Origin of the sequence: Rhizobium sp. CRRU65, assembly GCF_048551595.1 — a bacterium.
GTDB lineage: Bacteria > Pseudomonadota > Alphaproteobacteria > Rhizobiales > Rhizobiaceae > Rhizobium > Rhizobium leguminosarum_J.
In genome coordinates this window covers 566,755-579,643 of sequence record NZ_JBLYZH010000002.1, presented here as the reverse complement: position 1 = coordinate 579,643, position 12,889 = coordinate 566,755, and the positions used below count along the sequence as shown (strand labels likewise).

General features: G+C 61.9%; 16 protein-coding genes. 7 read left to right on the top strand and 9 right to left on the bottom strand.

The annotated features are described in order from the left end of the window. Positions 1-195: 195 nt before the first annotated feature. Positions 196-774, top strand: coding sequence for an acyloxyacyl hydrolase (locus ACM5SV_RS05935; RefSeq protein ID WP_419425134.1), 579 nt, complete (start codon positions 196-198; stop codon positions 772-774). Positions 775-1,100: 326 nt separating this feature from the next. Here ACM5SV_RS05935 and pcaQ read toward each other — a convergent pair whose 3' ends face one another. Next, positions 1,101-2,018: a pca operon transcription factor PcaQ gene (gene pcaQ / locus ACM5SV_RS05930; RefSeq protein ID WP_128449966.1), complete on the bottom strand. Its 918-nt coding sequence runs from the start codon at positions 2,016-2,018 to the stop codon at positions 1,101-1,103. 94 nt (positions 2,019-2,112) lie between these two features. Between pcaQ and pcaD the strand changes: the two genes are divergently transcribed. The 5 genes from pcaD (at position 2,113) to ACM5SV_RS05905 (ending at position 5,942) form a co-directional block, all read left to right on the top strand. After that, positions 2,113-2,922, top strand: a complete 810-nt coding sequence (gene pcaD / locus ACM5SV_RS05925) for a 3-oxoadipate enol-lactonase (RefSeq protein WP_419425133.1) — start codon at positions 2,113-2,115, stop codon at positions 2,920-2,922. After that, the gene (pcaC, locus tag ACM5SV_RS05920; RefSeq protein ID WP_003553668.1) at positions 2,919-3,323 is read left to right on the top strand and encodes a 4-carboxymuconolactone decarboxylase; all 405 of its coding nucleotides are present in this window, start codon (positions 2,919-2,921) and stop codon (positions 3,321-3,323) included. The genes pcaD and pcaC overlap by 4 nt, the downstream gene beginning before the upstream one ends. A gap of 9 nt (positions 3,324-3,332) precedes the next feature. Then, on the top strand, positions 3,333-4,082 hold the full coding sequence (gene pcaH, locus ACM5SV_RS05915; RefSeq protein WP_012763508.1) for a protocatechuate 3,4-dioxygenase subunit beta: 750 nt from the start codon (positions 3,333-3,335) through the stop codon (positions 4,080-4,082). Positions 4,083-4,084: 2 nt separating this feature from the next. Further along, positions 4,085-4,696, top strand: coding sequence for a protocatechuate 3,4-dioxygenase subunit alpha (gene pcaG, locus ACM5SV_RS05910; RefSeq protein ID WP_419425132.1), 612 nt, complete (start codon positions 4,085-4,087; stop codon positions 4,694-4,696). A gap of 199 nt (positions 4,697-4,895) precedes the next feature. Beyond that, positions 4,896-5,942, top strand: a complete 1,047-nt coding sequence (locus ACM5SV_RS05905) for a 3-carboxy-cis,cis-muconate cycloisomerase (protein ID WP_419425131.1) — start codon at positions 4,896-4,898, stop codon at positions 5,940-5,942. Here the strand turns inward: ACM5SV_RS05905 and ACM5SV_RS05900 are convergent. Then, complete coding sequence (locus ACM5SV_RS05900; RefSeq protein ID WP_419425130.1) at positions 5,939-6,436, bottom strand: type II toxin-antitoxin system RelE/ParE family toxin; 498 nt, start codon at positions 6,434-6,436, stop codon at positions 5,939-5,941. The two genes, ACM5SV_RS05905 and ACM5SV_RS05900, sit on opposite strands and share 4 nt — an antisense overlap. Before the next feature lie 28 nt (positions 6,437-6,464). On the opposite strand from ACM5SV_RS05900, the gene ACM5SV_RS05895 reads away from it, so the two are divergent. Then, entirely contained in the window at positions 6,465-7,232 is a 768-nt protein-coding gene (locus ACM5SV_RS05895; RefSeq protein WP_113547892.1) for an SDR family oxidoreductase, read from the top strand. A 52-nt stretch (positions 7,233-7,284) separates the two neighbouring features. Here the strand turns inward: ACM5SV_RS05895 and ACM5SV_RS05890 are convergent, their stop codons facing one another. The 7 genes from ACM5SV_RS05890 to ACM5SV_RS05860 all read right to left on the bottom strand — a co-directional run bounded on the left by ACM5SV_RS05890 (position 7,285) and on the right by ACM5SV_RS05860 (position 12,800). Further along, on the bottom strand, positions 7,285-8,115 hold the full coding sequence (locus ACM5SV_RS05890) for a shikimate dehydrogenase family protein (protein ID WP_419425129.1): 831 nt from the start codon (positions 8,113-8,115) through the stop codon (positions 7,285-7,287). Between the two features lie 4 nt (positions 8,116-8,119). Further along, complete coding sequence (locus ACM5SV_RS05885; RefSeq protein WP_419425128.1) at positions 8,120-9,187, bottom strand: Gfo/Idh/MocA family protein; 1,068 nt, start codon at positions 9,185-9,187, stop codon at positions 8,120-8,122. A 58-nt stretch (positions 9,188-9,245) separates the two neighbouring features. After that, positions 9,246-10,010: an amino acid ABC transporter ATP-binding protein gene (locus ACM5SV_RS05880; protein ID WP_419425127.1), complete on the bottom strand. Its 765-nt coding sequence runs from the start codon at positions 10,008-10,010 to the stop codon at positions 9,246-9,248. A gap of 53 nt (positions 10,011-10,063) precedes the next feature. Then, positions 10,064-10,705, bottom strand: a complete 642-nt coding sequence (locus ACM5SV_RS05875) for an amino acid ABC transporter permease (RefSeq protein ID WP_419425126.1) — start codon at positions 10,703-10,705, stop codon at positions 10,064-10,066. Between the two features lie 10 nt (positions 10,706-10,715). Then, entirely contained in the window at positions 10,716-11,384 is a 669-nt protein-coding gene (locus ACM5SV_RS05870; RefSeq protein WP_003553649.1) for an amino acid ABC transporter permease, read from the bottom strand. A 31-nt stretch (positions 11,385-11,415) separates the two neighbouring features. Then, entirely contained in the window at positions 11,416-11,859 is a 444-nt protein-coding gene (locus tag ACM5SV_RS05865) for a type II 3-dehydroquinate dehydratase (protein WP_017996793.1), read from the bottom strand. A 110-nt stretch (positions 11,860-11,969) separates the two neighbouring features. Further along, positions 11,970-12,800 carry a transporter substrate-binding domain-containing protein gene (locus ACM5SV_RS05860; RefSeq protein WP_221973784.1) on the bottom strand — a complete coding sequence of 277 codons (831 nt, stop codon included), beginning with the start codon at positions 12,798-12,800 and terminating at the stop codon, positions 11,970-11,972. Positions 12,801-12,889 lie beyond the last annotated feature (89 nt).

Here is a 12,889-nt window from a genome sequence, read left to right as displayed (position 1 = left end):
CTGGTCTTTTTTCAAGCGCATCTGCTCAAACGCCCCTGCTGATGGCCCCGATGGCTCGTATAGTCCAAGCAGCAGCCGGTAGCGGAATATAAGTTCGCAAATCACCACGCCTTTTCCCGCAAAACGTCTTTGCCAACCGTAGCGCCAATGTTACCTCTTCCTTATTCCCGCCCGACGCGAATCAAAGGACAGCAAATGAGGGTCGACTTCGGAACGGTCGCGTTGCGTTTTTTGGGTATGGCATCATTGGCAGCGGCAGCCGCCATCCCGGTCGCGGGCTCGGCGACTGCCGGCGAGCAGATATTCGATGAACTACGCTTCGGCGTCTCGGCCTCGGTACAATCGGGCCATTCCAGGGAAGACGGCGTCTTTCCGGAGATTACCGCTCTCTTCGATCCCTTCGGCTACGACACCGCGGTCGGCTGGCAGCAACAGCTGCTGCATCCTCGTGTGCATCTCGGCACCTCGATCGGCACGTCAGGCGAGGCCACCCAGTTCTTCACCGGATTCACCTGGACGGTCGATTTCAACGAGAAGCTTTTTGCCGAAGCCGGCTTCGGCGGCGTCATCCATACCGGCGAGCTCGACGGCGATGATGACGGCCCGGAACTCGGCTGTCGCGTCCTTTTCCACGAATATCTGGGCGCCGGCTATCGTTTCAACGCCCACTGGAATGTCATGGCCCAGGTCGCCCATTCATCGCACGCCAATCTCTGCGACGGGCCAAACGACGGCATGACGCGCGCCGGCTTGCAGGTCGGCTACAAGTTCTAAGCACAGCTGCTTTTCCCGAGCTGAGTAGTTGCCGGCCCGCAGTTGATGGCGAGCATTTTCCTGCCGCGCGCCGCCCCGACAAAGGCTAAAGAGCGGAACCCGCGCTCAGGGCTTTCGAGAGCTGATGACCATGCAGGCCATCCCGATCGAGCCGGACCTCATCGCACGCCATGGCCTGAAAGCGGATGACGGCTCGGACGCATTGTTTTGCAGCATGCGCTTTATTCACCCAGACCGAAAGCGTCACGACGAATTTCGCCGTCGCGTCCGTTGCGCGCCGGCCCAGATCCTTATTCTGATCCTCCATCGATCCGACCTTCGCTGCTTCAGGCAACCTCGCCTGCCGCCTCCCGGATCGTCTGCGTCAGGATCGATTGCGGCAGGGACGGCACCGCATCGGCGCGCATCGTCAAGCCGACCGGCCCCTTGGTCTCGCCGGTATCGACCGGCAAAAGCGCCAGCCGCCCGTCGGCGACATCGCCGGCCACGACGCCGTTGGAAATGATCCAGATCGCATCGCTTGCCCTGAGGAACGCGCGGCCGAAGGAATCCGACACCGTCTCGATCTGGTTCGGCAGGCTGGAAACCCCGTTGGCGATGAGGAAATTTTCAACCACCGGCCGGATGATCGAACCCCGCGTCGGCATCAGCACCGTGTAATCGCCGAAGCTGGCAAACGGCGATTGCCGGCCGTCGAGCAGCGGATGGCCGGCGCGCACGGCAAACACCACCTGCTCGGAATAAAGATGTTCGAAGGAAAAGCCCGCCATCTTCTCGGCGCCGGCCAGACGTCCGACGACGAGGTCGAGATCACCGACGCGAAGCTGCTCTAGCAGCACGGCGTTCTCGCCGGTGACGATCTTCACCCGGCTCCAGGTCTTTTCCTTGAGGAAGAGTTCCATCGCCCGCGGCATGATGCGCGATGACACCGTCGGCAGGGCGCCGATCCGGATCGGCGGCGCATCGGAAAACTGCTCCTGCGAGACGGAATCGAGACCCTGACGCAGTGCCGTCAGTGCCGCGCCGGCGTGGCGCAGGAAGACCTCGCCGTAGCGGGTGATCTTGATGCCGCGGCCGTCGCGCTCGAAAACGTCGACACCCAGCACCTGTTCCAGTTCGCGGATCGTCTTGGTGACCGCCGGCTGGCTGACATGGAGCAATTCGGCGGCCTTCATGACGCTCTTCTGCCGCGCCACCTCGACAAAGGTTTGCAGATGGCGGAACTTGACCCGGCTGTCGATCATCGCTCGCATAACTCCACGGTTATCGAAACGCCAATAAATATCATTTTACTTAACCGGATCAACCAGTCAATTTGACCAACAGGAGGAGAGTGACGTGCAATTCGCTCGCATAAACGACGTGACGATCCATTATCAGATCATCGGCGCCCCCGCCGACAGGCCGGTCATCGTCTTCGCCAATTCACTGGGCACGGATTTCCGCATCTGGCGCGACGTCGTGGTGCGGCTTGCCGGTGAATTCGCCATCGTGCTTTACGACAAGCGCGGCCACGGCCTTTCCGATGTCGGCCAGCTTCCCTCGTCGATCGAGGACCATGCGACGGATCTCGCCGGACTTCTCGATCTGCTGTCGGTCAAGGATGCCGTCATCTGCGGCCTCTCCGTCGGTGGTCTCATCGCCCAGTCGCTCTATCACCGCCGGCCGGACCTGGTCCGCGCGCTGATCCTCTGCGACACCGCCCACAAGATCGGCACGGCGGAGAGCTGGAACGCCCGCATCGCCGCCGTCGAGCAAAACGGCATCGGTAGCATCGTCGACGCGGTCATGGAGCGTTGGTTCACGCCCGCCTTCCGCCGGCCCGAGAGTACCGCCTATGCCGGCTATTGCAACATGCTGACGCGCCAGCCAGTCGAAGGCTATCTCGCCGCCTGCGCCGCGATCCGCGATGCCGACTTCACCGAGGTCACGAAGACGATCACCGTGCCGACGATCTGCATCGTCGGCGACCAGGATGGCTCGACGCCGCCCGATCTCGTGCTTTCGACCGCCAAGCTGATATCGGGTAGCCGCTACGAGGTCATCCCCGAGTGCGCGCACATTCCCTGCGTCGAGCAGCCGGAGGCACTGACGGCGATCATCCGCGCCTTCCTCACATCCATTCCGCCTGGAGAAGCCAGCCCATGAATGAAATCGCGTCCCCTTCCGAGCGCTATCGCCAGGGCATGGCGACCCGCCGCGCCGTGCTCGGCGACGCCCATGTCGACCGCGCCGCCACGACTGCGACGGAGTTCGACCGTCCCTTCCAGGAGCTGATCACCGAAGCCGCCTGGGGCCATGTCTGGTCGCGCCCGGCGCTGACGAAGCGCGAGCGCTCGATCGTCACGATCGCTCTGCTCGCGGCTCTCGGCCAGGACGACGAGGTCGCCATGCATGTGCGCGCCACCGCCAATACCGGGGCGACCCGCGAGGATATCTGCGAGGCGCTGCTGCATGTGGCGATCTACGCCGGCGTTCCCGCCGCCAATCACGCGATCAAGATCGCGAAGCAGGCTTTTGAACAGATGGACGCCGAAAAGGCGGCCTGAGGGAGGAACATGTCCGAACGACCGAACCGCAAGCCCGAGACCGGCGGCTTCTTCGCCCGCGACCGCGCCTGGCATGCGCCGGCGCTGACGCCTGGCTACAAGACCTCGGTGCTACGTGCGCCGCAGCGCGCGCTGCTGTCGCTCGACGGCACGATTTCCGAGACCACCGGCCCGGTCTTCGGCCATTCGATGATCGGCGAACTCGACAACGACCTGATCCTGAACTATGCGCAGCCCGGCGAAAGTGCCATCGGCGAACGCATCATCGTCCATGGCCGCGTGCTTGACGAGCGCGCCAAGCCGGTTGCAGGCGCCTTGGTCGAGTTCTGGCAGGCCAATGCCGGCGGCCGCTATCGTCACAAGAAGGAAACCTATCTAGCGGCGATCGACCCGAATTTCGGGGGCTGCGGCCGCGCCATCACCGACGAGGATGGCCGTTATCACTTCCGCACCGTCCGCCCCGGCGCCTATCCCTGGCCGAACGGCATCAACGATTGGCGTCCCGCCCATATCCATTTCTCGATCTTCGGCCATGGCTTTGCCCAGCGCCTGATCACCCAGATGTATTTCGAAGGCGATCCGATGATCTGGAAATGTCCGATCGTCGGCACGATCCCCGACAAGGCAGCGATCGAGCAGTTGATCGCGCCGCTCGACTGGGGCAACACCATCCCGATGGATTCACGCGCCTATAAATTCGATATCGTGCTGCGCGGCCGCCGCTCGACGATGTTCGAAAACAGACCGGAGGGCAACTGACCATGCAGCAGCTCGGCTATCTCAAGGAAACCCCGTCGCAGACGGCGGGCCCCTATGTCCATATCGGCCTGACGCCGAATTTCTGCGACATATCCGGCGTCTACGACAGCGATCTCGGCATCGCGATGGTCAACGACAAGACGCTCGGCGAACGCATCACCGTCACCGGCCGGATCTTCGATGGTGCTGGCGCGCTGGTGCGCGATGCGGTCATCGAGATCTGGCAGGCCGACAGTGCCGGCCTCTACAACAGCCCGTCGGAAATGCGCGGTGCTGCCGATCCCAATTTCACCGGCTGGGGCCGCTGCCCGACCCGCGCTGAGGACGGCGTCTATAGCTTCGAGACTGTCAAGCCCGGCCGCGTTCCGTTCAAGGACGGCCGCAGACAAGCCCCGCACATCACCTTCTGGATCGTCGCCCGCGGCATCAATATCGGCCTGCACACGCGCATGTATTTTCCGGAAGAGACGGAAGCCAACGCCGCCGACCCGCTGCTTTCGCGCATCGAACATCGCGAGCGCGTCGCAACGATGATCGCCACCCGCGACGGCGCAACCTGTCATTTCGACATCCATCTGCAGGGTCCGAGGGAGACGGTGTTTCTCGATATCTGAGGGCGGGCCGCGCAAGTCGCTTGTTCGCAGAGCTCCGTGCAAGTAGCCTCCCGCTCACCCTACCCTCGCCCCGTGGCGGGGAACGTGCCACGAGATCACCTGCCCATAAAGCGCGGACGCCGCCGCGAGGCCCGTCTCCCCAGCGGGGAGAAGGTGGCGGCAGCCGGATGACGGGCCGCCACCACAAACCGAGACGCTCATGACCGCATCGCCCTTCGACCACCCCTTCCTTTCCGGCCTGCTCGGCGACGATGAAATCGCGCCCTATTTCTCCGCCGAGGCCGATATACGGGCCATGCTCTCCTTCGAGGCCGCGCTCGCCAAGGCTGAAGCGGCTCATGGCCTCATTCCCGCCGAAGCGGCAAGACGCATCACTGACAGCTGTGCCGCCTTCTCGCCCGATATGTCCGGTCTTCGATCGGCAACGACAAGGGATGGTGTCGTCGTTCCCGACCTCGTCAAGCAGCTGCGCGCTGACGTCGGCGAGGAAGCGGCAAAAAGCCTGCATCTCGGCGCGACCAGCCAGGACGTCATCGATACCGGCCTGATGATCCGCCTGAAGGCCGTCGTCTTCCTGTTTGCCGGCCGGCTTTCCACCATTGCCGCGGGGCTCGATGCGCTGGACGGCCAGTTCGGCCGGAACCAGCTGATGGGTCACACCCGCATGCAGGCGGCGATCCCGATCACCGTCTCCGATCGCCTCAACGCGTGGCGGGAGCCGCTGACGACCTATCGCGACCGCCTGACCGAGCAGGGTTTTCCCGTTCAGTTCGGTGGTGCGGCCGGCACTCTGGACAAGCTCGGATCGCAGGCTGCCGCCATCCGGGCCTCGCTCGCCCAGGAACTCGGCCTCACCGATGCACCGCAATGGCAAAGCGGGCGTCTGCCGATCGTCGATATTGCCGGGCTGTTCGCGTCGATATCGGGCAGTCTCGGCAAGATGGGCCAGGATATCGCGCTGCTCGCCCAGGCCGGCGACGAGATCGAAATCTCGGGCGGCGGCACTTCGTCGGCGATGGCGCACAAGCAGAACCCCGTTTCCGCCGAAGTCCTTATCTCGCTCGCCCGCTTCAACGCCACTCTTTTATCGGGCATCCACCAGTCCCTTGTGCACGAACAGGAACGCTCCGGCGCCGCCTGGACGCTCGAATGGCTGTTGCTGCCGCAAATGACGATGGCAACCGCCGCCAGCCTGCGGCTGGCCAAGGAGCTGACGGGAAATATCAAGAGGCTTGGAACGGCCTAGCTCAGAACCTGAAGCCCGTGCTTCTGCACGATCGAGAGCAGCTTCAACGCCATCCCGCTTAGCCTTTTGGCTCCGCTTTCCCACTTCTGCACGGTGGATTCGCTGGTATTGAGATATCGGGCGAAAACCGGCTGGCTGACGTGATTGCTTTCCCGCAGTGCCTTGATCTCTTCAGGATCGAGTTCGCCCGGCGAAACGAGGCAACTTTCGTCGAAGGAGCGCATCGTTTCCTTGTCGATCGTTCCTATTTTATGCATAGCCTCCGCGGAGGCGTGAATCGCCTCGAACGCATCGCTCTTGTACTTCATCCTTTTTGCCATGTTCGATCTCCAGACGCCGCCCAGATCATCGGCCTTGCCTTCCGCAACCTGCCTGATAGCTTTCAACAATTCGGAATCCGATACCCGCGCTTTGCGAGCCGCCTTGGTGAACCAGCCGGTTTTGAAAGCCGTTCCTCCATGCTTGGAAGTAGCACCCGGTGCTATGTTCTTCAAGTTGACCTCCTAAGATGAGAGCAGCCTCTTGACCTTCCCCCTCTTCGACCTCTCCGGCCGCCGCGCCCTCGTCACCGGCTCCAGCCAGGGCATCGGCCGCGCATTGGCGGTCGGGCTTGCCGAGCATGGCGCCTCGATCATCATCAACGGCCGCAACGCGCAGAAGGCGGAGGCCGCCGCCGAAGATATCCGTCGTAGCCATCGCCATGCCGTCAGCGCCGCCTTCGACGTCACCGATGCGGAGGCCAGCCGCACCGCCATCGCCTATATCGAGGCGGAGATCGGCCCGATCGACATCCTCGTCAACAATGCCGGCATGCAGTTTCGCGCACCGCTGGAGAACTTCCCGGTCGACAAATGGGACGAGATCTTCAAGACCAACGTCTCCAGCCTGTTCTATGTCAGTCAGCCGGTCGCCCAGGCGATGATATCGCGCGGCCGCGGCAAGATCATCAACATCGCCTCCGTCCAGGCCGAACTCGCCCGTCCCGGCATCGCGCCCTATACCGCGACCAAGGGCGCGGTGAAGAACCTGACGCGCGGCATGGCGACCGATTGGGCGAAACACGGCCTCCAGGTCAATGCGATCGCGCCCGGCTATTTCCGCACGCCGCTCAACCAGGCGCTTGTCGACGATCCCAAGTTTTCTGGCTGGCTGGAAACCCGCACGCCGGCTGGCCGCTGGGGCGAGGTTAAGGAGCTTGTCGGCGCGGCCGTCTTCCTCGCCTCGGATGCCTCCTCCTTCGTCAACGGCCACATGCTGACCGTCGATGGCGGCATCACCGTCTCGCTCTAGAACAGGATAGCGTCCGAAAACCGCTCACACCTGGCATCGTGCTGAATTCGCATCATCCGAGTTTGGCGATTGCCCGCAGATTGTCGGCCGTCGTCGTCGGGAATTCGAAGAATTCGAGATAGGCGGGGATCTGTTCGAACAACATGTCCGTCCCAACCTGAAATGCACAGCCGCGCGCCCGCACGGCCTCGAGAAAAGGGGTTATCTCCTTGGTCATCACGACTTCGCCGACGAAGGTCGAGGGCGAGATACGGTCGATATCGATTGGGAGCGGGTCACCCCGTCGCATGCCGAGAGGTGTCGCGTTGACGACAATGTCGAAGCCTTCAGGATCGGCGGAGCCGACCGTCACCTCAAGCTGCGGATAATATTTCTTCAACCTGTCCAGCAGCGCGGTCGCGGTCGCCTCATTGGCGTCGAAGATCGCCAGATGCTCCACGCCGGCCTGTGCCAAGGATGCCGCGATCGCCGAGCCGACCCCGCCGGCACCGGCGATGAGCGCGCGCGCTCCTTCAACCTTTTTGCCTTTGCGGAATACGCCGCGAACGAAGCCCTCGCCATCGAACATGTCACCGATCAGCCTGCCGTCCGAACCGAGACGCACTGCATTGCACGAGCCGGCGACTTTCGCGTTGGTCGACGTTTCGTCGAGCAGCGCCATCGTCGAAATCTTGTGCGGCATGGTGATCAGAGCACCGTGGATATTGGATAACCGGAACAGAAGTTTCAAAAATACCGGATAGTCCGCCGGCCTGCAGCCCATCGGCACGACGACGGCATCAATTCCGTTCTTCTCGAAGTACGGATTGTAGATCAGCGGGGCCTTGAAGGACTCCGTCGGATAGCCGAGGTGCGCGATGAGTTTGGTCGTCCCGGTGATCATGTGGTCAGACTTTCTGGGGATCGGAAGAGGCGCTGGCGTCCGCGAGGTGGATCATCTGCCCTAAGCGCGCCGATCTCTTGATCGCCTCGACGACCCTGAGCGTGGCAAGGCCTTCGCGGCCACTTACCAGAGGCGTGGCGTCGCCACGAATGACGTCGCGAAAATGTCTGAGCTGAACGCAAAGGGGATCGGCTGCTGCGTAGGGCACGCGCTCCTCGGCAAGCGGCTCCAGCCAATCGGGCCTCGAAAGGCTTGTCCACAGCGTCAGATCTGGAATTCCGAGAGAACCCTTGGTGCCGCCAATCTGGTAGCAGAATTGATCGTAATGGGGAAAAGCGGGGTTTTCGCCGGTGGTCGTCTCCCAGCTCCAGGGCGCGGCCACGGCATCACTACCGTTAAGGGTGGCAAGCACTCCGTTTGCGAAACGCAGCGTGACGACGGCCGTATCCTCGACCGCATGGTTCCGTACGGCGCGCGATTCCATCGCATGGACGACTTCGACCTCGCCGAAGAGATATCGGAAGAGATCGACATCGTGGATCAGGTTGACGAAGACCGGGCCGGCGCCCGCTTCCCGCCGCCAGGGGATGTCGAAATAGTCGTCGGGCTTGGCGACCCAGAACGTGCCGTGCGCCGTGATGATCCGGCCAAGCCTTCCGCCGTCGACGATCTGCTTGACCGCCTGGATCATCGGATTGTGGCGCCTGTGATGGCCAACCAGCAGCGGTATGCCCGCCTTCTCGCCGGCGGCAACCAGTCCTGCGGCAGCATCGACGTCATCGGCGATCGGTTTCTCGATCAGGACAGGGACGCCGGCGGCGACGATCTCCATTCCGTTCTCGACGTGGAGCTGGTTCGGCGTTGCGACGATCACGCCGTCAGGCCTGTCCTCGACGCGGATATCCGAGAAGCTTTGGTACCATCGCGCGCCGACAGTCTCGGCAAAGTCGCGACCGGCGGCGGAAGGATCGATCACCGCCGAGAGAACGGTTCCGGGCTCGGACATGACACGCTCGACGTGGCGCCTGCCGATCAGGCCGGCTCCCATGACTGCAATCTCCAGTGGCTTCATTGCCGGCTCCTGGAACCTGCCAGAGGTATATTTGTCAGACGCATCGACCTTGAGCCCCTTATTTCCGCAGGATTTCTCCAAGGAATTTCCTGGTTCGCTCATGCTGTGGGTTTGTGAAGAACTCGGCAGGCGGGGCTTCCTCGACGATCGCGCCGCTGGCCATGAAGATCACCCGATCGGCGACCTGGCGGGCAAAGCCCATCTCGTGGGTGACGCAGATCATCGTCATGCCCTCATCGGCCAGCCCGATCATCGTATCCAGCACCTCCTTGACCATCTCCGGGTCAAGCGCCGAGGTCGGCTCGTCGAACAGCATCACTTTCGGCCGCATGCAAAGCGCGCGGGCGATGGCGACGCGCTGCTGCTGGCCGCCCGAAAGCTGCACCGGATATTTGTCGGCCTGCTCCAGGATCTTGACCCGCTCGAGCAGCCCGCGTGCCCGTTCCTCGGCCTCCGCCCTACTGATGCCGGCTGCCTTCATCGGCGCCAAAATGCAGTTCTGCAGCACGGTCAGATGCGGAAACAGATTGAACTGCTGGAAGACCATGCCGACCTCACGACGGATCGCGTCGATGGTCTTGGCCTGATTGCCGAGAAGAATTCCGCCGACGCGGATTTCACCCTTCTCGTAGGTCTCGAGATGGTTGATGCAGCGAATGAGCGTCGACTTGCCGCTGCCGGAAGGCCCGCACAAGACGATCCTCTCGCCGCTGCGAACCGATATGTTGATGTCGCGCAGGGCTTGAAAAGCGCCATACCACTTCTCCACCCGCTCCATGGTGATCATGGTTTCCGCGCCTTGAGCGGGACTGGGACTGGTCATCGGTAGAACTCCATATTGGCGGGCTGGACCGCATCGAAGACGAGGGATGCGGATCAGCGCGCGGAGGCGGCGAACCTTCGTTCGAGGCGAGCACCAAGAATCGTCAGTGGGCAGCACATCAGGAAATAGAGAATGCCGACGACGCCGAAGACCGTCAGCGGTTGGAAGATCTGGTTGGAGATGATGTTGCCGGCCCGCGTCAGCTCGGTGAAGCCGACGATCGACGCAAGCGAGGTGCCCTTGATCAATTGCACCAGGAAGCCGATCGTGGCTGGCAGTGAAATGCGCAGCGCCTGCGGCAGGATGACATCCTTCATGCGCGAGATGTATCTGAGGCTGAGAGCCTTTGCCGCTTCCGTCTGGTGGCGCGGAACCGCTTCGATCGATCCGCGCCAGATTTCGCCGAGATAGGCGCTGGCGTGCAGCGTCAGGCCGATCGCAACGGCCACCCAGGAATCGAGCATCAGCCCCACCAGCGCCAGGCCGTAATAGACGACGAAAAGCTGCATCAGCAGGGGGGTTCCCTGGAAGACGGCGATATAGCCGGCCGTCAGACGTTCCAGCAGCGGTATGCCCGAGGCGCGCGCAAGGGCGACGCCGAGCCCCGCGATGCCGCCGCAGACAAAGCCGACGGCCGACAGGAGCACGGTCCATTTCAGGCCGATCAGGAGGAAGACGAATTCTTCTTGACCCATGGAATTCCTCCTACTTGACCGGATATTTGAAGTAGCGCGCCGAAAACAGCGCGAAGATGCGCATCATCAGCCAGGAGATCACGAAATAGAAAACCGTGACGGTGAAGTAGACCTCGAAGCTGCGGAAGCTCTCCGATTCGATGCGCTGCGAAACGGACGTCAGCTCGTAGGCCGAGATCGCCGAGGCGATACTGGTGGTGAGCGTCAACAGGACGAACTGGCTGGTCAGAGACGGATAGATTGCCCGCAATGCCGGCTTGAGAATGATCAGCCGGAAAACCTGAGCCTTGTGCAGACCAAGGGCGAGACCCGCTTCCATCTGACCCTTCGGGATCGACTGAACGCCGCCGCGAATGATCTCGATTGCGTAGGCGCCGCCGTTGATGCCAAGCGCGATAATCGCCGTCGGCGTCGGATCCAGTCTGATGCCCGTCAGCGGAAGCGCGAAGTAGATGAAGAAGATCTGCACCAGAAACGGCGTGTTGCGGATCAATTCGACGAAGGCGATGACCAACCATCGTGCTGGCTTCAGAGCAGAGTCGCGCAGCGCAACGCCGCCAATTCCGATGACGATCGCCAGCAGCATCCCACAAATGGCAAGCAGGAACGTCCCGAGGCAGCCGAGCAGAAGGTTCGGCAGGCCATCTATGACCGGGGTGAAATCCAACTTATAATTCATGGCGATCCTTCCGGTCCGTCTTCCTGAAAATTCAGTCCCGCTTGACCATTCCAGCCATCGCCTGGATAGCCAGTTCGTAGCCATCGGCCCCAAAGCCGATCATGATGGCCGTGGCAACGCGCGAGATCAGCGAATTGTGGTAGATGCTCTCGCGCGCATGGACATTGGAGATGTGCAGTTCGATCTTCGGCGGATCGAACATTTTCAAGGCATCGAGAAGAGCGATCGATGTGAAGGTATAACCGGCAGGATTGATGATGATGCCACAAGCATCGGTCCGGGCCTGGTGCACGCTCTCGACCAGTTCGCCCTCGAAATTGGTCTGCCGAAACTCGACGTCGAACCCCAAAGACTTTGCCTTGGCGACGCATCGTTTGTTGATATCGGCCAGCGTCGTGGTCCCGTAGATTGCCGGCTCGCGCTGACCGAGAAGATTGAGATTGGGTCCATTGAGCACAAAAATTGGCTTGTTCATGATCGCGCTCCCGGACGCGGGCCGAAGCCGGTCTCGAAACATGATGGTAGCGTTGGCGGGCATCACCAGGGATGCCCGCCTCCTCGACTAAACGCTCGATCTATGAGCTTTCACTTCGCCGCGAACGGAATGCCTTCCAGCGTTTCCGGGAATGTCGGTACCGGAACCTTCATCCACTTGTCGTAGACGGCCTTGAGCTCGCCGTTGGCCTTGATCTTGTCGATGAACGTATTGAGCGCCGCATTGATTTCCTTTTCGCCGAGACGCGTGCAAGCACCGTTGTAGAGCTTCTGGAATTCAAGCTTGTTTTCGAATTCGCCGGGACGGGCCTTCTCCAGCCGGTCCATGTAGAAGATGTTGCCGCCGAGCGTTTCGACCTGGCCGGACACCAGGGCCTGGACGCTTGCGGCGTCTCCGTCATAGCGGCGGATCGTGGTGCTCGGCGGCGCGTTCTTGGTGACCTGCGTGTCCTGAGCAGCTCCCTTGGCGACGCCGACCGTGAACTTGGCCATGTCGGCATTCGTTTTGATCTCAGCCTTTTTCGGACCGATCAGGACGATGGCATTGGCAACATAGGGCTTGCTGAACTGCACGGCTTTTGCGCGATCCGGCAGCATCGCCATCGTTGCGAACAGAACGTCGACTCGGCCGGCTGTCAGTGCCGGAATGCGGTTGTTGACCTCAAGCGGCACGAACTCAACGGAAACGCCAAGTTCCTTGGCAAACAGCGTTGCGATGTCGGCGTCGAGGCCGTCCTGCTTGCCGCCGCTGGTCACAAAGCCCCAAGGCGGATTGTCGCCCTGAATTCCGACGATGATCTTGCCACGAGCCTTGATTTCATCGGGCGTGACGGCGGCGGCCGGCTGCGCCAGGGTGACGGCTGCCACGAGGGCGGCGGCTCCGAGCATCGCGTTTCGACGCGTTAGCATAGACTTGAACATGTAATTTCTCCTCCTTGGAACGGTCCATGGACCGGACAGCCAACCTCACCTTTTGACTGTGAGAGGAATGATTGCCAGAGACGGACGTG

Coding starts and splice junctions, on each gene's coding strand:
- ACM5SV_RS05865 (WP_017996793.1), bottom strand. CDS start 11,859: ATGAACAAGCCAATTTTTGTGCTCAATGGACCCAATCTCAATCTTCTC.
- pcaQ (WP_128449966.1), bottom strand. CDS start 2,018: ATGATCGACAGCCGGGTCAAGTTCCGCCATCTGCAAACCTTTGTCGAG.
- ACM5SV_RS05870 (WP_003553649.1), bottom strand. CDS start 11,384: ATGAATTATAAGTTGGATTTCACCCCGGTCATAGATGGCCTGCCGAAC.
- ACM5SV_RS05880 (WP_419425127.1), bottom strand. CDS start 10,010: ATGACCAGTCCCAGTCCCGCTCAAGGCGCGGAAACCATGATCACCATG.
- pcaH (WP_012763508.1), top strand. CDS start 3,333: ATGTCCGAACGACCGAACCGCAAGCCCGAGACCGGCGGCTTCTTCGCC.
- ACM5SV_RS05935 (WP_419425134.1), top strand. CDS start 196: ATGAGGGTCGACTTCGGAACGGTCGCGTTGCGTTTTTTGGGTATGGCA.
- ACM5SV_RS05860 (WP_221973784.1), bottom strand. CDS start 12,800: ATGTTCAAGTCTATGCTAACGCGTCGAAACGCGATGCTCGGAGCCGCC.
- pcaC (WP_003553668.1), top strand. CDS start 2,919: ATGAATGAAATCGCGTCCCCTTCCGAGCGCTATCGCCAGGGCATGGCG.
- ACM5SV_RS05875 (WP_419425126.1), bottom strand. CDS start 10,705: ATGGGTCAAGAAGAATTCGTCTTCCTCCTGATCGGCCTGAAATGGACC.
- ACM5SV_RS05890 (WP_419425129.1), bottom strand. CDS start 8,115: ATGATCACCGGGACGACCAAACTCATCGCGCACCTCGGCTATCCGACG.
- ACM5SV_RS05905 (WP_419425131.1), top strand. CDS start 4,896: ATGACCGCATCGCCCTTCGACCACCCCTTCCTTTCCGGCCTGCTCGGC.
- ACM5SV_RS05885 (WP_419425128.1), bottom strand. CDS start 9,187: ATGAAGCCACTGGAGATTGCAGTCATGGGAGCCGGCCTGATCGGCAGG.
- pcaG (WP_419425132.1), top strand. CDS start 4,085: ATGCAGCAGCTCGGCTATCTCAAGGAAACCCCGTCGCAGACGGCGGGC.